This is a genomic window from Streptomyces sp. NPDC026394 (assembly GCF_055567735.1).
This window is the reverse complement of record NZ_JBVHPX010000031.1, coordinates 60,713-80,121: the sequence shown is the minus strand read 5'-3', so window position 1 is coordinate 80,121 and position 19,409 is coordinate 60,713. Positions and strand designations below refer to the sequence as shown.

Genomic DNA, 19,409 nt, shown 5'->3' with positions numbered 1-19,409 from the left:
CCGATCCGGCAGCAACGGCTCGATGCGTGCCCATTGGGCGTCAGTCAACGACACACATCAACCAACGATCCGATGATCTGAAGGAAACGGCCTAGCCGCCGTCCCCGCCGTCCGGCCCGCAGTGCGTCGCGACGCCTCGACGATCCGCTGCAGCGCCGCCGCGTGTGCCTCCAGCGCGGCCCGTCCGCCGTCGCTGAGGTTCACCCAGGTGCGGGAGCGCTTGCCGACGTACCCCTTGCGTACCTCGACGTACCCGTGCGACTCCACCGTGCTGATCTGCTTGGACGGGGCGGAGGGGGACAGTCCCGCTGTTTCCTTTTCCCGGGCGACGGCCGTCGCGTACGGCGGCCGAGAGCAGCGCCTGTCGGCAGCGCGGTCCGAAGAGGGCCAGCGCGGCGCCGCCCGCCACGCCCAGCGTGGTCCACCAGTACGGCATGCCGAGGTGCCAGTCCGGTTGCAGCAGTGGGAGGACGGTGCCTGCCAGGAGTACGGCGAGCAGGGTGAGCAGCGCGTAGCGGCGGAAAGGCCCGGAGATGTCCTGTCGGCGGGTGCGGACGGGCTGGCCCAGCAGGGCCGAGCCGCGGCGGGTGTTGAGCAGCGCGACGTAGCCGACGGCGAGTGCCCCGAACGCCACCGAGGATCAGCCGTTCGCTGCCGCGCCGAAGATGTCGGGGGCCGCGAAGAGCGCGGCGAACACGACGCCGGCGAGTACGTACACCCATCGGGCGTGGTCGGCCGGGCTGTGGGCCTGGTTCCGGCGCCGGCCTATGTCGTCCAGTGCGCGGGCCGCTTCGTCCGCCGAGGGATGCGGGCTGCCGGGGTCGGGGGGCGGTGATGGTGAGGGCATGGGGCCTCCAGGGGTGCCGGGATTGCTCCAGTGGAACTTGTTTCCTGTGAGGAAACCGGTTTCCTGGCGGCTGGTCCGTCAACGGGGTAGCCACCCGGTGCCCCCGGACCGGACGCCCCGCCCCCGTATCAGAGTCCCGTCAAGACCTGCCCCCACCCGCCACCTGCGGCTTTCAGGTGGGTGCGGGGTCGGTAGGGTCGGCTCAGGTTCAGCCCGGTGGGGGCGGCCTTCACGTAAGACAATGGGGCCATGGCACGCGGCAAGCTACGGATCTATCTCGGCGCTGCACCGGGCGTCGGCAAGACGTACTCGATGCTGTCCGAGGCGCACCGGAGGGTGGAGCGCGGTACGGACGCCGTGGTGGCGTTCGTCGAGCACCACGGCCGGCCCCGTACGGAGGTCATGCTGCACGGCCTGGAGCAGACCCGGCGTGCGGAGCTGGAGTACCGGGGCTCGGTCTTCACCGAGATGGACGTGGACGCGGTGCTGCGCCGCGCGCCGGCGGTGGCCCTCGTCGACGAGCTGGCGCACACGAACGTGCCGGGCTCCCGCAACACCAAGCGCTGGCAGGACGTCGAGGAGCTGCTGGAGGCCGGGATCGATGTGATCTCGACGGTCAACATCCAGCACCTCGAATCGCTCGGCGACGTCGTCGAGTCGATAACGGGCGTGCGGCAGCGCGAGACCGTGCCGGACGAGATCGTCCGCCGGGCCGACCAGATCGAGCTGGTCGACATGTCGCCCGAGGCGATCCGGCGCCGGATGGCGCACGGCAACATCTACAAGCCGGACAAGGTGGACGCCGCCCTCTCGAACTACTTCCGGCCGGGCAATCTGACCGCTCTCCGGGAGCTCGCGTTGTTGTGGGTCGCCGACCGGGTGGACGAATATCTGCAGCAGTACCGTTCCGAGCACAGTGTTTCCAAGATCTGGGCGGGGCGTGAGCGCATCGTCGTCGGCCTCACCGGCGGCCCCGAGGGGCGTACGCTCATCCGCCGCGCCTCCCGGATGGCGGCCAAGGGCTCGGGCAGCGAGGTCCTCGCCGTCTACATCGCGCGCAGCGACGGGCTGACCTCCGCCTCGCCCAAGGAACTCGCCGTGCAGCGGACCCTCGTCGAGGACCTCGGCGGCACGTTCCACCACGTCATCGGCGACGACATACCGAACGCGCTGCTGGAGTTCGCGCGCGGGGTCAACGCCACCCAGATCGTGCTGGGCTCCAGCCGCCGCAAGACCTGGCAGTACGTCTTCGGGCCCGGCGTCGGCGTCACCGTCGCCCGGGACTCGGGGCCCGACCTCGACGTCCACATCGTCACGCACGACGAGGTCGCCAAGGGGCGCGGCCTGCCCGTGGCGCGCGGCGCCCGGCTCGGCCGGACCCGGATCATCGCCGGCTGGCTGGTCGGCGCCGTCGCGCCCGTCCTGCTGTCGCTGCTGCTCACCGCCATCGACAACGGCCCGGGCCTGGCCAACGACGTCCTGCTCTTTCTCTTCCTGACCGTCGCCGCCGCGCTGCTCGGCGGGCTGATGCCGGCGCTCGCCGCGGCCGCGGTCGGGTCCGTGCTGCTGAACTTCTACTTCACCCCGCCCACCCACTCGATCACCATCGCCGACCCCAAGAACATCGTCGCCATCCTGATCTTCTTCGCGGTCGGCGTCTCGGTGGCCTCCGTCGTCGACCTGGCCGCCCGCCGCACCCACCAGGCGGCGCGGCTGCGCGCCGAGTCGGAGATCCTCTCCTTCCTGGCGGGCAGCGTGCTGCGCGGCGAGACGACGCTGGACGCGCTGCTGGAACGGGTACGGGAGACGTTCGGCATGGAATCGGTCGCGCTGCTGGAGCGGGCCGGCGACGTCGAGCCGTGGACCTGTGCGGGCCGTGTCGGCGGCGCCGCGGAGGGCGACCCGCGGACCAGGCCGTTGATGCGGCCCGAGGACGCGGACGTGGACATGCCGGTCGGCGACCACATGGCCCTGGCCCTGACCGGCCGGGTGCTGCCCGCCGAGGACCGCCGGGTGCTCGCCGCCTTCGCCGCGCAGGCCGCCGTCGTACTGGACCGCCAGCGGCTGGTCGGCGAGGCGGAGCGGGCCCGCGAGCTGGCCGAGGGCAACCGCATCCGTACGGCGCTGCTGGCCGCCGTCAGCCACGACCTGCGGACGCCCCTGGCGAGCATCAAGGCGTCGGTGACCTCGCTGCGCTCCGACGACGTCGCCTGGTCCGAGGAGGACGAGGCGGAACTGCTGGAGGGCATCGAGGCGGGCGCCGACCGGCTGGACCACCTGGTCGGCAACCTGCTGGACATGTCCCGCCTGCAGACCGGTACGGTCACCCCGCTGATCCGCGAGATCGACCTGGACGAGGTGGTGCCGATGGCGCTGGGCGGTGTCCCGGAGGGCAGCGTCACCCTGGACATTCCCGAGGAACTGCCGATCGTCGCCGTCGACCCGGGGCTGCTGGAGCGTTCCGTCGCCAACCTGGTCGAGAACGGCGTCAAGTACAGCCCGGAGGGCGAGCGGGTGCTGGTCTCCGCGAGCGCCCTCGGCGACCGCGTCGAGCTGCGCATCGCCGACCGCGGCCCGGGTGTGCCGGACAGCGCCAAGAACCGCATCTTCGAGCCCTTCCAGCGGTACGGTGACGCCCCCCGCGGCGCGGGCGTGGGCCTGGGCCTCGCCGTCGCCCGCGGCTTCGCCGAGGCGATGGGCGGCACCCTCGCCGCCGAGGACACCCCCGGCGGCGGCATGACCATGGTCCTCACGCTGCGTGCCGCCCCCGGCGGACCGCCGGTGCAGCCCGACCTCCCGGCCCAGGCGACGACGTGAACGGGCGTCCCGCCGCCACCGGAGCGGCACCCCGCGTGCCGCCCCCCGGCCCACTGGAGCCGCCATCCAGCCGACACCCCGCGGGCACGGCCCGGCGGGTTTCCCCACCACGAGGAGAACGACAGTGAACCGGGTGCTTGTGGTCGATGACGAGCCGCAGATCGTACGGGCCCTCGTGATCAACCTGAAGGCGCGCAAGTACGAGGTGGACGCCGCCCCCGACGGGGCCACCGCCCTCAAGCTGGCCGCCGCCCGCCACCCCGACGTGATCGTCCTGGACCTCGGGCTGCCCGACATGGACGGCGTGGAGGTGATCAAGGGCCTGCGCGGCTGGACCCGGGTGCCGATCCTGGTGCTCTCCGCCCGGCAGACCTCCGACGAGAAGGTCGAGGCGCTGGACGCCGGGGCGGACGACTACGTCACCAAGCCGTTCGGGATGGACGAGCTGCTGGCCAGACTGCGGGCCGCGGTGCGCCGGGCCGAGCCGACCGGGCCCGCCGAGGACGAGGTGGTCGTGGAGACCGAGGGCTTCACCGTCGACCTGGCCGCGAAGAAGGTCAACCGGGACGGCCGGGACGTGCGCCTTACGCCGACCGAGTGGCATCTGCTGGAAGTCCTGGTCCGCAATACGGGCCGTCTCGTCAGCCAGAAGCAGCTCCTCCAGGAGGTCTGGGGGCCCTCGTACGGCACCGAGACCAACTACCTGCGGGTCTACATGGCACAGCTCCGCCGGAAACTGGAGAGCGATCCCTCGCACCCCCGGCACTTCGTCACCGAGCCCGGCATGGGCTACCGCTTCGAGCAGTGACCGCGGCCCCCGGAGACCGGCCGGTACGGCGTCGTCCGCGGCCGTGATCCAGGGCCCCGCGCACCGGTACGCTGGCCTCATGAGCGCTGGGACCCGATCCGAGAAGCCGGCAGGCCGTTTCCGCCGGATGCTCGACAGGCTGTCCTCCTCCGAGGAGGAGCTGGAGTCCGCCGAGCTGCAGCAGGACGCGCAGAACACCGGCTGTACCCGCATCTGCGACTGCGACGACCGGCAGATAGTCAAGGTCACCGGCACCCTGCGGCATGTGACGCTGCGGCCGCGCGCCGGTGTGCCCGCCCTGGAGGCGGAGCTGTTCGACGGCTCCGCCGCTCTGGACGTGGTGTGGCTCGGCCGGCGTGCCATCACCGGCATAGAGCCGGGCCGCAAGCTCATCGCCTCCGGCCGGATCTCCATGAGCCACGGCCGCCGGGTGCTGTTCAATCCGAAATACGAACTCCGACCACTCGGACAGGAGTAGCCGGTGACGTCTGACGACCGACCGAACCGAACCACCGGACCGGCCGGCGGGCCGGCCCAGGAGCAGGACGCCGCCGCGGACGGGAGAGCCGTCACCGAGGCCGCCCTGTTCGAGGCTTTCGGCGGCGTGCGCGGCATGGTCGAGACCGTGCTGCCCGGCCTGCTGTTCGTCACGATCTACACGATCAACAAGGACCTGCACATCTCGGCGATCGCCGCGCTGGCGGTCTCGCTGGTGCTGGCCGTCGCCCGCCTGGTGCGCAAGGACACCGTCAAGCACGCCTTCGGCGGTGTCTTCGGGGTGGCCTTCGGCGTGGTCTTCGCGATGATGACCGGCAACGCCAAGGACTTCTACCTGCCCGGCATGCTCTACACGCTGGGCCTGGGCGTCGCCTACATCGTCACCACGCTGGCCGGCGCACCGCTGATCGGCCTGATCCTGGGGCCGGTGTTCAAGGAGAACCTCTCCTGGCGCACCCGCAACCCGGGCCGCAAGAAGGCGTACGCCAAGGCCAGCTACGCCTGGGGTGCGATCCTGCTCGCCAAGTGCGCGATCCTCTTCCCGCTGTACTGGTGGGCGGACACCACGCACCTGGGCTGGGTGCTGATCGCGCTGAAGATCCCGCCGTTCCTGCTGGCGGTCTGGCTGACCTGGCTGTTCCTGGCCAAGGCCCCGGCGCCGATCGACGTCTTCGCGGAGATGGAGGCCAAGGAGAAGGCCGAGGAGGAGGCGAAGGCGCGGCGCGAGCGTGAGGCGCGGGAGAACGGCATCCTGGACGGGGTGGCCGCGGACCTCGCCACGGACATCACGCCGCAGGCGCCGGCCGCCGAGCAGCAGGGCCGGGCGCCGCAGCACCGCGGCTGAGGCCCGCGACGCTGCCGCAGACGCGGGGCCGTACGGGAAATCCGTACGCGACAGCTCGCATGCGACAGTCCGTACGAACGGCGAAGGGCCGGGAACCCCTGAGGTTCCCGGCCCTTCGCCGTTGCGTCCTACGGGCCGCCCGCCGTCACGCCTCCCGGCGTACCGACAGCAGGTCCTCCAACTGCTCCTCGCGCGACTGGGCCGCGACGAACAGCAGCTCGTCCCCGGCCTCCAGCGCGTCCTCCTTGTTGGGGGTGAGCACCCGGTTGCCGCGGATGATCGTGACCAGGGAGGTGTCCTCCGGCCAGTCGACGTCCCCGACGCGGGTGCCGGCCAGCGCCGCCTCCGGGGGCAGCGTCAGCTCGACGAGGTTGGCGTCGCCGTGGCTGAAGCGCAGCAGCCGTACGAGATCGCCGACGCTCACCGCCTCCTCGACCAGCGCCGACATCAGGCGCGGGGTGGAGACGGCGACGTCCACGCCCCACGCCTCGTTGAACAGCCACTCGTTCTTGGGGTTGTTGACGCGGGCCACAACCCGCGGCACGCCGTACTCGGTCTTGGCGAGCAGCGAGACGACGAGGTTGACCTTGTCGTCGCCGGTCGCCGCGATGACGACGTTGCAGCGCTGCAGCGCTGCCTCGTCCAGCGAGGTGATCTCGCAGGCGTCGGCCAGCAGCCACTCCGCCAGCGGCACCCGCTCGACCGAGATCGCCGTCGGCGCCTTGTCGATGAGCAGGATCTCGTGCCCGTTCTCCAGCAGCTCGCCCGCGATGGACCGGCCCACCGCGCCCGCGCCCGCGATCGCGACCCTCATGCGTGCGCCTCCTCGGGCCCTTCGGCGAACACCGCTTCCACCTTCTCGACCTCGTCGGTGCGCATCATCACGTGCACCAGGTCGCCTTCCTGCAGCACGGTCTGCGACGTCGGCAGCATGGCCTCACCCAGCCGGGTGAGGAAGGCGACCCGGACGCCGGTCTCCTCCTGGAGCTGACTGATCTTGCGGCCCACCCAGGCCGGCGAGGTGTGGACCTCGGCGAGCTGGACACCGCCGCTCGGGTCGCGCCACAGCGGCTCGGCCCCGGAGGGCAGCAGCCGGCGCAGCATCTGGTCGGCGGTCCAGCGCACGGTGGCGACCGTCGGGATGCCCAGGCGCTGGTAGACCTCGGCGCGGCGCGGGTCGTAGATGCGGGCCGCGACGTTCTCCACGCCGAACATCTCGCGGGCCACCCGGGCCGCGATGATGTTGGAGTTGTCGCCGCTGCTGACGGCGGCGAAGGCGCCCGCCTCCTCGATCCCGGCTTCGCGCAGGGTGTCCTGGTCGAAACCGACCCCGGTGACCCGGCGGCCGCCGAAGCCGGAGCCCAGACGGCGGAAGGCGGTCGGGTCCTGGTCGACCACCGCGATCGTATGACCCTGGCTCTCCAGGGTCTGTGCGAGCGCGGAACCCACCCGCCCGCACCCCATGATGACGATGTGCATCGGCCCCTACCTCGCACCTTTCCCTGTGCTGTGACGCCGGCTGCTTCGACCTGGCGTGTTCGGCGACCACGCTACCTGGCGTGGGAGCCGCTGCATCCACGCAGTTCGCCCGCACGGCCCTCTCGGGCGTTAAGAACGCGACAAGAGAACATAAGGGGAGGGTAAGTTTCCTTGCGGTACGGCCGGGAATCTGGTCAGCGATCATGGGGCGGGGTTCTCGTGGCAGGCGCGCCCGGAAGGTCCGGACCGGCCCGCTGCGCCCCGGCCGGGGCCCGCGGCCGGCGCGATCATGTGCGCCGGGACCGCTCCGTGAGGCACGCTGAGCGGCGTGTCCACCGTGCCTCAGCAGCCCCAACAGGGCGCACCCGCCCCGCATATGGTTGTCTGCGGCGACGACGCCCTCGCGCGCCGCCTCGCCGCCGAACTCAAGGACGTCTATCGGGAGCGGGTGACGCTCGTCGTCCCCTCCGCCAGAGAACCGCACCGGCCCCGCATCCCGCCGCCCGCCGGAGCCCTGGGGCGGGCCCAGGCCCTGCTGGGGCGGGTCTCGGCCGCCATGGTGCGCACGCAGACCGGCTCGCCCGGCACTCCCGGCGGCGAGGCCGGAAGCACCGGGGCCACCGGAGCCACCGGGGGCGCCGAGGAACCGCCCGACGAGCCCATACGGGTCCTGGAAGCGGCGGAGGCCGACGACGACACGCTGGCCGAGGCCGGCATCGGCGCGGCCGGAGCGCTCGCACTGGTGTACGACGATGACGAGACCAACATCCATGCCGCGCTGCGGGCCCGACGGCTCAACCCCCGGCTGCGGCTGGTGATCCGGCTCTACAACCGCAAACTGGGCCAGTACCTGGAACAGTTGCTGGACCAGGCCGCGGCCGTCGGCGCCCTGGACACCGAGGGGGCCGACGCGTCCACCACGGTCCTGTCCGACGCCGACACCGTGGCCCCGGCGCTGGCGGCCACCGCCGTCGCGGGCACCAGCAAGGTCATCGAGGCCGACGGCCTGCTGCTGCGCGCCGTGGAACGCAGCCCCGCCCGGCAGAACCCGGCCGCGGCCTCCGGACTGTGCCCGCTCGCCGTCCTGACGGCGACGGCGGACGTGGCCGCCGACCCGGCGGACCCCTCGGTCCATCCGGGCGCGTCGGGCGGGGACGAGCCGTCCGCCGACGACGGCCCCGAGCTGCTGCCCGACGACGTCACCGCGGCGGCCGCCGCCGGGCGCGGCACCGTCGTCCTGGAAACCGTCACCTACCAGGGCCGCCAGCCGCGCCCCGGCAGCCGGAACGGCCGGGGACGCAGGCAGCGGCGTGACGGCGCGGGCACCCGGTGGGGGCCGGGCAGCCTGCGCGGCCGGGGCGTACCGCTGGGCTCCTTCTTCTCCCGCCGGCTGCGCTGGTCGCTGGCCGGCGTCGTCGGCGCCGTCCTCGCCCTGGCCGTCGCCTCCTCCCTGACCACCGGCGACTCCCCGCTGCACGCCACCTACCTCTCGCTCCTCGATCTCTTCGCCATCAACGAACCGGCCATCGGCGAGCCGGTCTCCCGCAAGGTGCTGCAACTCCTGTCCGGACTCACCGGATTGCTGCTGCTGCCCGTCCTGGTGGCCGCCGCGCTGGAAGGCCTCGGCACCTTCCGCAACGCCACCGCGCTGCGCCGCCCGCCGCGCGGACTGTCCGGGCACGTGGTGCTGCTGGGCCTCGGAAAGGTCGGTACGCGGGTGCTGGCCCAGCTCCACGAGCTGGGCACCCCCGTGGTGTGTGTGGAGGCGGACCCCGAAGCGCGCGGCATCGCGCTGGCCCGCCGGCTGCGGGTGCCGACGGTGGTGGGAGATGTGACGCACGAAGGCGTACTGGAAGCCGCGAAGATCCAGCGCGCGCACGCCCTGCTCGCTCTGACCAGCGACGACACCACCAATCTGGAGGCGGCCCTCTACGCCCGCTCCGTCAAGCCGCAGTTGCGCGTGACGCTGCGTCTGTTCGACGACCGCTTCGCCACCGCCGTCTACCGCACACTGCGCGCCGCCCACCCGCGGGCGCGCACCCGCAGCCGCAGCGTCAGCTTCCTGGCCGCGCCCGCCTTCGCCGGCGCGATGATGGGCCGTCAGATCATCGGCGCGATTCCCGTCGAGCGACGGGTGCTGCTCGTCGCCCGGGTCGAGGTGCGCGGCCACGCCGCCCTGGAGGGCCGCACGATCGCCGACGTGTTCCGGCCCGGCCTGCTGCGCGTCCTGGCCGTGGACACCTCCGCCCCGGAAGACCCGTCGGACCCGGCGCCCGGCGCCGCCCAGGAGACGCCGGAGCGCGGCCACGCCCGGCTCGTACGGGAGCTGGGGGACGGCTACGCGCTCCGGCCGCAGGACCGCGTCCTGCTCGTCGCCACCCGCCAGGGGCTGGGCGAGCTGATCTCCCGGCATCCGCGCGCGGCGGGGGCGGTACGGCAGGAGGCGTGAGGAGCCTGCCCCGGGCCCCTGGGGCTCACCAGGTCGGACGCTCGCGCTCCGTCCGGCAGGATGGAGGGGGCTCCGAAGGGCGGGGCGGTGCACGGCGCGGCGGCAGGGAGTGCGGACGGTGAAGGACGGCGGGATGTCCCCGGAGTACCTGGAGGGCTACACCACCCTCCTCGCCGAGGTGTCCGACACCGGGCGGCTGCCCCGGCGCGCGGAGCTGGACGCGCTGCGGGACCTGGGGGAGCGGGCCGCCGAGTCGGGCCACGGGCTGCGTGAACTGGTCGGGCTCTTCCTGGGGGAGACACGGCGGGTCTGGGGCGCGCTGCCCGGGGTGGCGCGGGCGGCCGGCGCGGCGGAGCGGGCCCGTACCGGCGACGCCGTGCTGGGCGCGGTGGACGCCGCCATCGCCGCGTTCGGCGAAGGCCACGAGCGTGCGCAGCGGCTCGCCGTCCGCCAGGAGGAGGCCGCGCGGCGCGAGTTCGTCGACGACCTGCTGTACGGGCGCAGCGACCTGGGACGGCTGGCCGAGCGCGCCGAGCGGTTCGGGCTGCGCCTGGCCCACGAGCACGCCGTCGCGGTGGCCGAGGGCGACGAGCCCTTCGACGACATCCACCCGGTGGCCCGCCGGGTGGAGCGCGAACTGCTCGGCCGGTTCGGTGACCGGGACGTGCTGATCACCACCAAGGAGGGCCGGCTGGTCTGCGTCGGCGCGAGCCGCGAGCGTACGGTGCTGGACGCCTTCGCCACGTACGCACGCTGGCCCGACGTGGGGCGGCCCGGCGCGCGGCGGGTCGCCATCGGCCGGGTGCACTCCGGCGCGGGCGGGGTGGTGCACTCGTACGAGGAGGCGCTGGGCGCGCTGGAGCTGGCCGAACAACTGGAGCTGGACGAACCGGTGCTGCGCGCCGCCGACCTGCTGGTCTTCCCCGTCCTGCTGCGCGACCGCGCCGCCATGGCCGACCTCGTCCACACGGTCCTCGGGCCGCTGACGCAGTCACGCGGCGGCGCCGGACCGCTGCTGGAGACGATCGGGGCGCTCGCCGCGTCCGGGTACGTCAACGCCGAGGCCGCCCGCCGGCTCAAGGTGAGCGTGCGCACCCTCTCGTACCGCCTGGAGCGCATCAAGTTCCTGACCGGTTACGACCCGGCGGACGGCCTCCAGCGCTTCACGCTGGAGACGGCGGCGCTGGGCGCGCGGCTGCTGGGCTGGCCGGACAAGCCGTTGTAGGACGCGAAAGGGTGAAAACCGGCCGGTACCTCTACCGCCCGGCCACCCCCGACGGCAAGACCGTGTCCCGTTAACAGGTCATCAGGAACACATAAAGATTGCCGGGATCCGGCAATGTGCGGCCCCCTGGCAGCCTGCCACGATCTGGGAACCGGCAGGAACAGACAGGGACGGGGTGACGGACAGCCATGGGGGACTTCGCAGCGTTCACACGAGCCGCGCTCGCCTTCCCGGCCGTCTTCTTCACCTTCGCGCTGCTGGTGGTGGCCGCCTACTGGCTGCTGGTGCTGCTCGGCGGGGCAGGCGTCGACATCCTCGACGGGGGTGAGGGTGTCGACGGCTCCGCCGGCACCGCCGGACTGCCCGTGACGGTCACCCTCTCGCTCGGCGTGCTGATCGCCTGGGCCGTGTCCCTGGCCGGTGCCGCGCTGACCGGGAGCCTGCCGCTGCGCGCCGCCGCACTGGTGCTCGCGCTGCTCGCGGCCTGGGCCGGCACCCGCGTCGCGGTGCGCCTGGCCCGCCGCCTGCTGCCTCCTGAACGGGTCGCCTCGCGAGAGGACTTCGTCGGCCGGGTGTGCGTCGTCCGCACCGGCCGGGTCTCGTCCGACTTCGGCCAGGCCGAGGTGCGCGCCGACGACGGATCGACGGCCGTCGTCCAGGTCCGTACGGAGGAGACCGGCCTCACCGCCGGCAGCAGCGCGCTGATCTTCGATTACGACGCCGACGGCGAGTTCTTCCGGGTCGCGCCCTTCGACGCCGCTCTGGACCCGTACGGCCCGGCCGTCTGAGCGCCGAGCGGCCACCGACGAGGCCGTCCGACCACCGACCGGGCCTGACCGACGACCGATTGATCCTGACCGGCCACCGACCGGGCCCGACCGACCACCGACCGGAGCGCACCGCGGCCCCGAAGCCGCCCCCCGCGCCCGTCGACTGCCCGACACATCGCAGGGACTGATGTACCGATGGATGCCATCACCGTAGGAATCGGCGTGACCGTCGCCGTGGCCGTACTGATCGTGCTCGTCACGGTCCTCGCCCTCACCCGCCTCTACCGCAAGGTCCACCAGGGCCAGGCCCTGATCGTCTCCAAGTACCGCAAGGTCGATGTGACCTTCACCGGCTCGGTGGTGCTGCCGGTGCTGCACAAGGCCGAGGTGATGGACATCTCGGTGAAGACCATCGAGATCGGCCGCACCGGCCACGAGGGCCTGATCTGCCGGGACAACATCCGCGCCGACATCCGCATCGCGTTCTTCGTACGGGTCAACAAGACCCGCGAGGACGTGGTGAAGGTCGCCCAGGCCATCGGCACCGAGCGCGCCAGCGACGTCGGCACGCTCCAGGAGCTGTTCAACGCCAAGTTCTCCGAGGCCCTCAAGACCGTCGGCAAGCAGCTCGACTTCCAGGACCTCTACACCAAGCGCGACGAGTTCCGGGACCGGATCATCGCCGTCATCGGCACCGACCTCAACGGCTACAGCCTGGAGGACGCGGCGATCGACTACCTGGAGCAGACCCCGCTGGAGCAGCTCGACTCCGCCAACATCCTCGACGCGCAGGGCATCCGCAAGATCACCGAGCTGACCGCGATCGAACACGTCCGCACCAACGAGTACCGGCGCAACGAGGAGAAGGAGATCACCCGGCAGAACGTCGACGCCCGGGAGGCCGTCCTGGAGCTGGAACGCCGGCAGGCCGACGCGGAGATCCGCCAGCAGCGCGAGATCGCCACCGTACGCGCCAAGGAAGAGGCCGAGACGGCCCGCGTCCAGGCCGAGGAGCGGCTGCGCTCGCACTCCGCCCACCTGAAGACCGAAGAGGCGCTCGGCGTCCAGAACGAGAACCGCGAACGGGAGATCGCGGTGGCGCAGAAGAACCGCGAACGCGTCATCGCCATCGAGAACGAGCGCATCGAGAAGGACCGCCTCCTGGAGGTCATCGCCCGCGAGCGGGAGACCCAGTTGACCCGGATCGCCGCCGACAAGGAGGTCGAGGCCGAGAAGCGGGAGATCGCGGACGTCGTACGGGAGCGGATCGCGGTCGAGAAGACCGTCGCCGCCCAGGAGGAGGAGATCAAGAAGCTCCGTACGGTCGAGGAGGCCGAGCGGGAGCGCCAGTCGATGATCATCCGCGCCGAGGCCGAGGCACAGCAGCGGCTGGTCAAGGACATCAAGGCGGCCGAGGCCGCCGAGCAGTCGGCGGCTCACCGTGCCGCCGAGGCGCTGACGCTGGCCGAGGGCCGGCGCAAGGCCGCCGACCTGGACGCGCAGGCCAAGATCCGGCTCGCCGAGGGCACCCAGGCCGAGGCGGCGGCCGCCGGACTGGCCGAGGTCAAGGTGCGGGAGATGAACGCGGCTGCCGTCGAGAAGTCCGGCCGCGCCGATGCGGCGGCGGCCGAGGCGCTGCTCAAGGCCGAGGCGGCCGGACTCACCGAGAAGGCCGCGGCGATGGCGGCGCTGGACGCGGCGAGCCGGGAGCACGAGGAGTACCGGCTGCGCGTGGCGGCCGACAAGGAGGTCCGCCTCGCGGGCCTGGACGCCCAGCGGCAGATCGCCGAGGTGCAGGCGAAGGTGCTGGCCACCGGCCTGGAGAACGCGAAGATCGACATCGTCGGCGGGGAGAGCGTCTTCTTCGACCGGCTGGCCGGCTCGATCGGCGCCGCCAAGGGCCTGGACGCGCTGGTCGAGCGCTCCGAGACGGTCCGCACGGCCGCCGGCCCGTGGCTGGACAAGAACGGGTCCACCTTCACCAAGGACCTGACCACGATGCTCGGCGGTCTCGGCGCGGCCGGGCTGCGCGACCTGACCCTGGCGGGAGCCCTGACCAAGCTCATCGACCGGGGCGGCCCGCAGTCCGGGCAGCTCCAGAGGCTGCTGGACGCCGCACACGCCGACGGCCTGGCGGACACCCGGATCGCCGAGGTGGTCGCGGCTCCGTCGCCGGCCAACGGTGCGGCGGTGGCGGCGAAGTAGCCGCCGGCCGGGCGGTACGGGCCGCGGGGGAGTGCTTCCGGGGGGATGCACTGCCTCGCGGTCCGGCCGCCGCGGGCAACTCGGTTGCATACGGGACGGACCCCGTCTGCAACCGTCGGCTGCGTACGGGCGGACCCCGTACGCAGCCATCGACGAAAACGTGACAGCCGATGGCCGGCAAGCGCGCGCAGGCGGGCGCGGGGCCGTGCGGGCCGGGAGACGGCCCGCGTGCAGGGACAGGAGACGCATCGCGTGCAGGACGACCTCGTGACGGAGACAGGCACCCGCGACGGACAGGACGGACAGGGCCCCGGCCCCGGCCCCGAGGACGCGTCGTCCCGGTCCACCACTCCCTCCGGCACCGGCCCCGTCTCCGGCACCGGCTCCGCCTCCGGCGCGGACCCCGCCCCCGGCACCGACCTCGCGGACGGCACGTACGAGCTGCTGCGCGACCGCCTCGCGGGCGCCGCCGCCGACCTCGCCGAGCGGGCCCGTACCCTCAACGCCCGCCGCGTCGAAACCTTCGGCGGCACGGAACTCGCCCTGCTCGGCACCGACGGCCTGCGCACCGCCGACGCCTGTGTGATCCGGGACGCCGCGCAGGTCGGCGGCCTGCTGCTGACCGGCCGCAACGGCCGTCCGGAGCCCGGCGCGCCCGCGACCACCGTCGCGGACGTCTTCGCCCTGCACCGCCTGCACACCACCGGCGACGCCGTACGCCTCGAACCGGCGGACCCCGACGCCGTGCCCGGCCTCCTCGACGACCCGCGCTTCCAGCGGGACTTCGAGGAGCTGTACCGCTACTACCGCCAGGCCCGGCTGCTGCGGCTGTACCGCACCGGCGCCCTGCTGCTCGCCGTCTTCCGTACCGGCGAGCGGCTCGACGACATCCGCGTACTGCGCTGGAAGATCACCGCGTCCGGCGGAACGGCGGAGCACGGCACGCCCGTCTACCTGGACGCCAAGGGCGAACGCGACCACACCGCCCCGCCCTCCCACGACTTCACGTGGACCCCCGCCACCCGCGAGGACCAGGTGAGCGGCCGCTACCCGCAACTGTCCGTCCAGGGCGAGGTCTTCCTCTCGACCGCCGGCGGCTCGCTCACCCTGAAGACCGAGCCGGACACGGAGACGGACGACGGTCTTTACTCCGAGCCGGTGGACGAGCCCCTGCAGTCCCTCGCCGACGCCGAGGTCGCGCACGCCCGGGTCGGACCGCTGGTCCTGCTGCGCGTCCGCCCGTACAAGGAGACCGCCGACCGGTACCTGGTCTTCAACACCCGCACCCACGACGTGCGCCGGATCGACGCGATCGGACAGGCGTGCCGCGCGCTGCCCGAGGACCAGGGCATCGTCTTCCCCGGCGGCCACTACCTCACCACCGGCACCGCCAGAACCTTCGACACCGACACCACCGGTCTCGCCTTCGACCGTGAACACCGCTCCCCGAACGGCGAGGACGTCCTCTACGCGTTCCACGACCGCGCCGAAGGCCGCACCCTGCTCCTCCCGTACAACATCGTCCGCGAGGAGGCCGCCACCCCGCTGACCGCGTACGGCCACGCGCTCCTCGGCGACGGCACCCTGGCCGTACTGCGCGGCTCCCGCGAGCCCGGCCGCGTCCACCCCGTCCAGATCTGGCGCACCCCCTTCACCTCCGACGCGCACGCCGCGGCCCAGCCGGCCGGCGACGGCGGCCCGCTGGCCCGGATCGGCAACGCCGAACTGGTACGCGGCGTGTCCGACGCGCTGTCGGTCGCCCGGATGGCCACCGACATGGCCCCCGCGGGCCCGGTGTTCGAGGCCATCGCCGCCGCGGCCGCCCGGGTCGCGGACCGTCATCACTGGCTGGACGAGGCCGGACTCGGTGCGCTCGGCGAGCCCCTGGAAGCCGTACGGGCCGCCGCCCTCCAGGTCGTCGAGGAGTTCGCCCGCGTCACCGAACTGCGCCGCCGGGCCGCCGCCGCCCTGGAGGAGGCCGCGGACGGCACCGCCGCACTGGTCCGGCGGATCCGCGGCGAGCAGCCCACGACCGCCGAAGCCTGGGTCCGCAACCTCACCGCTCTCCGCCACGCCCAGGGCCGCCTGGAGACCCTGCGGGAGACCCGCCACATCGACCTGGACCGCCTCGCGGAACTCTCCGCGGGCGTCACCGACGGCCTGGCCGCCGCCGGCCGCCGGGCCATCGCCTTCCTCAGCGGCGCGGACGCCTTCACCGCCACCCACCGCGCCGTCGAGGCCCTGACCGAGGAAGCCGCGGCGGTGGCCACCGCCGCCGACGCCGAACCGCTCGCCGCACGCATCGACGAACAGGCCGAAGGACTGCGCGTCGTCACCGAGGTCGTCGGCACCCTCGACCTCGCGGACACGACCGTACGGACCGCCGTCCTGACCCGCGCGGGCGAGGTGCTCGGCGCCGTCAACCGTGCCCGCGCCACCCTGGACGCCCGGCGCCGCGACCTGCTCGAAGCCGAGGGGCGCGAGGAGTTCGCGGCCCGGTTCGCGCTGCTCGGGCAGGCCGTCTCGGGGGCACTGGCCGCGGCCGGCACCCCCGAGGAGTGCGACGACGAACTCGGCCGCCTCCTCCTGCAACTGGAGAACCTCGAAGCGCGCTTCGGCACGTCCGACGCCCACCTGGAGCGGATCGCCGCCCAGCGCGAGGAGATCCACGAGGCGTTCTCCGCACGCAAACAGGCCCAGCTCGACGCACGTGCCCGGCACACCGACCGGCTCGCCGGATCCGCCGGACGCGTCCTCGCCACCGTCGTCCGCCGGGCCGCCACCCTCACCACCTCCGACGAGATCAACGCCTTCTTCGCCGCCGACCCGCTCGTCACGAAGATCCACACCATCACCGGCGAACTGCGCGACCTCGGCGACGGCGTCCGCGCCGACGAACTCGACGGGCGCCTGCGCGCCGCCCGCCAGGAAGCGGCCCGGGCCCTGCGCGACCGCACCGACCTGTACGACACCAGCGGCACCATCCGGTTCGGCCGCCACCGCTTCGTCGTCAACACCCAGCCCGTCGACCTCACCCTGGTCCCGCACGGCGACCGTCTCGCGTACGCCGTCACCGGCACCGACTACCGCGCCCCCGTCCACGACGCGCGGCTGCTGGCCCACCGCGCCTTCTGGGACCAGCCGCTGGTCTCCGAATCACCGGAGGTCTACCGGGCGGAGCACCTGGCGGGGCTGATCCTGGCGGGGGCGGAGGAAGGCGCGGGCCCACGGGAGGCCGACGCGCCGGTTCCGGACCTCGCCGCGCTCCGGGAGGCAGCCGCCACCGACACGCTCCTCCCGCTCGTCCGCCAGGTGGCCGAGACCCGCTACGACGAGGGGTACGACCGGGGCGTCCACGACCACGACGCCGCCGCGATCCTCGCCGTGCTCCTGCGCCTGCACACCGCCGCCGGTCCGCTCCGCTACCCGCCGCACCTGCGCGCCGCCGCCCAGCTCTTCTGGGCGTACGGCACCGACGACCGCGCCCGCGCGCTGTGGACCACCCGCGCCTGCTCCCTCGCGCGCGCCCGGTCGGTGTTCGGAACACCTCCGGGGTGGAGGGCGCTCTCCGCCGAGCTGGGCGGGGCGGCGTACAGGTTCCTGAGGGAGGCGGGGGAGCAAACGGCCTGGGAAGTGTCGGCCGGGGAGGCGGCTGATCCGTCGTCCCCCCTCGGCGACTACCTCCTGGCCGAACTGGCCGAATCAGCCACCGCCGGCCGCCCCCGCTTCGCCACCAGCGCCGCCGCACGCGACCTGCTGGCCGGATTCCAGGACGCCCTCGGCGGCCCCGACGCACCAGCCGTCAAGGAACTCGCCGAGGACCTGCGCGCTCTCGACGGCGACCTGGCCGCCCGCCTCCAGCTCGTCACCGGCTGGCTCGGCGCGTACGCCGAGGCGCGCGGCGCCGCCGCGGACGCGCTGCCCGAAGCCGTCGCGATCGAGGTCTGCGGCCCGGCCCTGGACCGCAGGGAGCTGACCGCGCCCACCGGCGACGCCGTGCGCGGCCTGCTCGGCAGCCATCCGCTGATCGCCGCCGGCGGCACCCTCCCGGTACGGCTGGACGAGCTGCTCGCCCGGACCGAAACGTTCCGCCGCACCCGCGTACCGGCGCACCGCGCCTACACCCGGCGCCGCACCGAACTCCTCACCGCCGAACGCGACCGGCTCCGCCTGGACACGTACCGCCCCCAGGTCATGTCCGGCTTCGTCCGCAACCGCCTCATCGACGAGGTCTACCTGCCGCTGATCGGCGACAACTTCGCCAAACAGCTGGGCGCGGCGGGGGAGCGGCGCCGCACCGACAGCCAGGGCCTGCTCCTGCTGCTGTCGCCGCCGGGGTACGGCAAGACGACGCTCATGGAGTACGTGGCGGCCCGCCTCGGCCTCCTCCTGGTGAAGGTGGACGGCCCGGCCCTCGGACACCGCACCACCTCCCTCGACCCCGCCGCGGCCCCCGACGCCGCCGCCCGCCGCGAGGTCGAGAAGATCTCCTTCGCACTGGAGGCGGGCAGCAACGTTCTCCTCTACCTCGACGACATCCAGCACACCTCGCCGGAACTCCTCCAGAAGTTCATCCCGCTGTGCGACGCCCAGCGGCGGATGGACGGCGTCCGGGACGGCGAGGCCCGTACGTACGACCTGCGCGGCAAGCGCTTCGCGGTGTGCATGGCGGGCAACCCGTACACCGAGTCGGGTCGGCGCTTCCGGCTGCCGGACATGCTCGCCAACCGCGCCGACGTCTGGAACCTCGGCGACGTCCTGAGCGGCAAGGAAGCGCTCTTCGCCCACTCCCACATCGAGAACGCGCTGCCGGCCAACCCGGTCCTCGCCCCGCTCGCCGCCCGCGACCGCGCCGACCTCGGGCTGCTGGTCCGGATGGCCGAGGGCGACGACTCCGTACGCGCCGACCGGCTCGCCCACCCCTACGGCACGGCCGAACTGCGCGAGATCGTCTCCGTACTGCGCGGCCTGCTCCAGGTCCGCGAGGTGGCGCTGACCGTCAACCGTGCCTACATCACCTCCGCCGCACAGGCGGACGCCACCCGCACCGAGCCGCCGTTCCTCCTCCAGGGCTCGTACCGCAACACCGGCAAGATGGCGGCGCGCCTGGTCCCCGTGATGAACGACACGGAGCTGGCGTCGCTCATCGACGATCACTACCGGGGCGAGGCCCAGACCCTCACCACCGGTGCCGAGGCCAATCTCCTGAAGCTGGCCGAACTGCGCGGCCGCCTCACCTCCGAGCAGGCGCGGCGCTGGGCGGAGGTGAAAGAGATGTGGAGATCGCGGGAGGGCCGGGAAGGCGCCGGGGCCGCGTCGCAGGCCCGGCCCCTGACGCTTCCCGGCCGTTAAGAAAGCGTAGAAATCCGAGGCGCCGGACGGCGGCCTTTACGAAGTCATGGAAAAGCCGTGGCGTTAAGAAGTCGTAGAGAAGAAGAAGGGGGCGCAGAGTGTCGGTCCGCGTTGT

The 19,409-nt window shown here is 73.1% G+C and carries 13 protein-coding genes; 9 read left to right on the top strand and 4 right to left on the bottom strand.

What is annotated here, in order from left to right:
• Positions 1–57: 57 nt before the first annotated feature.
• Both ACZ4QV_RS38585 and ACZ4QV_RS38580 read right to left on the bottom strand, forming a co-directional pair.
• A complete protein-coding gene (locus ACZ4QV_RS38585; RefSeq protein ID WP_467764113.1) occupies positions 58–267 on the bottom strand; it encodes a transcriptional regulator in 210 nt (69 codons plus the stop codon).
• Positions 268–640: 373 nt separating this feature from the next.
• The gene (locus tag ACZ4QV_RS38580) at positions 641–847 is read right to left on the bottom strand and encodes a hypothetical protein (protein WP_467764112.1); all 207 of its coding nucleotides are present in this window, start codon (positions 845–847) and stop codon (positions 641–643) included.
• A 249-nt stretch (positions 848–1,096) separates the two neighbouring features.
• Between ACZ4QV_RS38580 and ACZ4QV_RS38575 the strand changes: the two genes are divergently transcribed.
• The 4 genes from ACZ4QV_RS38575 (at position 1,097) to ACZ4QV_RS38560 (ending at position 5,814) form a co-directional block, all read left to right on the top strand.
• Complete coding sequence (locus ACZ4QV_RS38575; RefSeq protein ID WP_361155810.1) at positions 1,097–3,664, top strand: sensor histidine kinase KdpD; 2,568 nt, start codon at positions 1,097–1,099, stop codon at positions 3,662–3,664.
• Positions 3,665–3,788: 124 nt separating this feature from the next.
• Positions 3,789–4,472, top strand: coding sequence for a response regulator (locus ACZ4QV_RS38570; RefSeq protein WP_030021237.1), 684 nt, complete (start codon positions 3,789–3,791; stop codon positions 4,470–4,472).
• A 79-nt stretch (positions 4,473–4,551) separates the two neighbouring features.
• Entirely contained in the window at positions 4,552–4,950 is a 399-nt protein-coding gene (locus ACZ4QV_RS38565; protein WP_073760467.1) for an OB-fold nucleic acid binding domain-containing protein, read from the top strand.
• Positions 4,951–4,953: 3 nt separating this feature from the next.
• Entirely contained in the window at positions 4,954–5,814 is an 861-nt protein-coding gene (locus ACZ4QV_RS38560; protein WP_361155812.1) for a DUF3159 domain-containing protein, read from the top strand.
• 145 nt (positions 5,815–5,959) lie between these two features.
• On the opposite strand, the gene ACZ4QV_RS38555 is transcribed toward ACZ4QV_RS38560, so the two are convergent.
• The gene (locus ACZ4QV_RS38555) at positions 5,960–6,628 is read right to left on the bottom strand and encodes a potassium channel family protein (RefSeq protein WP_361155813.1); all 669 of its coding nucleotides are present in this window, start codon (positions 6,626–6,628) and stop codon (positions 5,960–5,962) included.
• Positions 6,625–7,293 carry a potassium channel family protein gene (locus ACZ4QV_RS38550; protein WP_031011502.1) on the bottom strand — a complete coding sequence of 223 codons (669 nt, stop codon included), beginning with the start codon at positions 7,291–7,293 and terminating at the stop codon, positions 6,625–6,627. Before ACZ4QV_RS38550 ends, ACZ4QV_RS38555 begins: the two co-directional genes overlap by 4 nt.
• 376 nt (positions 7,294–7,669) lie before the next feature.
• Here ACZ4QV_RS38550 and ACZ4QV_RS38545 point away from each other — a divergent pair, with 376 nt between their 5' ends.
• From ACZ4QV_RS38545 to ACZ4QV_RS38525, 5 genes are all read left to right on the top strand, one after another.
• The gene (locus tag ACZ4QV_RS38545; protein ID WP_361618298.1) at positions 7,670–9,742 is read left to right on the top strand and encodes an NAD-binding protein; all 2,073 of its coding nucleotides are present in this window, start codon (positions 7,670–7,672) and stop codon (positions 9,740–9,742) included.
• A 133-nt stretch (positions 9,743–9,875) separates the two neighbouring features.
• A complete protein-coding gene (locus tag ACZ4QV_RS38540) occupies positions 9,876–10,967 on the top strand; it encodes a PucR family transcriptional regulator (protein WP_361155815.1) in 1,092 nt (363 codons plus the stop codon).
• Between the two features lie 188 nt (positions 10,968–11,155).
• Positions 11,156–11,755 (top strand): hypothetical protein, encoded by a 600-nt coding sequence (locus ACZ4QV_RS38535; RefSeq protein ID WP_361155817.1) that lies wholly within the window; start codon positions 11,156–11,158, stop codon positions 11,753–11,755.
• 177 nt (positions 11,756–11,932) lie between these two features.
• Entirely contained in the window at positions 11,933–13,942 is a 2,010-nt protein-coding gene (locus tag ACZ4QV_RS38530) for a flotillin family protein (RefSeq protein WP_361155819.1), read from the top strand.
• A 444-nt stretch (positions 13,943–14,386) separates the two neighbouring features.
• Positions 14,387–19,294: a DNA repair ATPase gene (locus ACZ4QV_RS38525; RefSeq protein ID WP_467764117.1), complete on the top strand. Its 4,908-nt coding sequence runs from the start codon at positions 14,387–14,389 to the stop codon at positions 19,292–19,294.
• Positions 19,295–19,409 lie beyond the last annotated feature (115 nt).

Bases quoted from the DNA above. Each gene is read 5' to 3' on its own strand.
- ACZ4QV_RS38535 (WP_361155817.1), top strand. From the start codon at position 11,156: ATGGGGGACTTCGCAGCGTTCACACGAGCCGCGCTCGCCTTCCCGGCC.
- ACZ4QV_RS38540 (WP_361155815.1), top strand. From the start codon at position 9,876: ATGTCCCCGGAGTACCTGGAGGGCTACACCACCCTCCTCGCCGAGGTG.
- ACZ4QV_RS38565 (WP_073760467.1), top strand. From the start codon at position 4,552: ATGAGCGCTGGGACCCGATCCGAGAAGCCGGCAGGCCGTTTCCGCCGG.
- ACZ4QV_RS38550 (WP_031011502.1), bottom strand. From the start codon at position 7,293: ATGCACATCGTCATCATGGGGTGCGGGCGGGTGGGTTCCGCGCTCGCA.
- ACZ4QV_RS38555 (WP_361155813.1), bottom strand. From the start codon at position 6,628: ATGAGGGTCGCGATCGCGGGCGCGGGCGCGGTGGGCCGGTCCATCGCG.
- ACZ4QV_RS38580 (WP_467764112.1), bottom strand. From the start codon at position 847: ATGCCCTCACCATCACCGCCCCCCGACCCCGGCAGCCCGCATCCCTCG.
- ACZ4QV_RS38575 (WP_361155810.1), top strand. From the start codon at position 1,097: ATGGCACGCGGCAAGCTACGGATCTATCTCGGCGCTGCACCGGGCGTC.
- ACZ4QV_RS38530 (WP_361155819.1), top strand. From the start codon at position 11,933: ATGGATGCCATCACCGTAGGAATCGGCGTGACCGTCGCCGTGGCCGTA.
- ACZ4QV_RS38545 (WP_361618298.1), top strand. From the start codon at position 7,670: ATGGTTGTCTGCGGCGACGACGCCCTCGCGCGCCGCCTCGCCGCCGAA.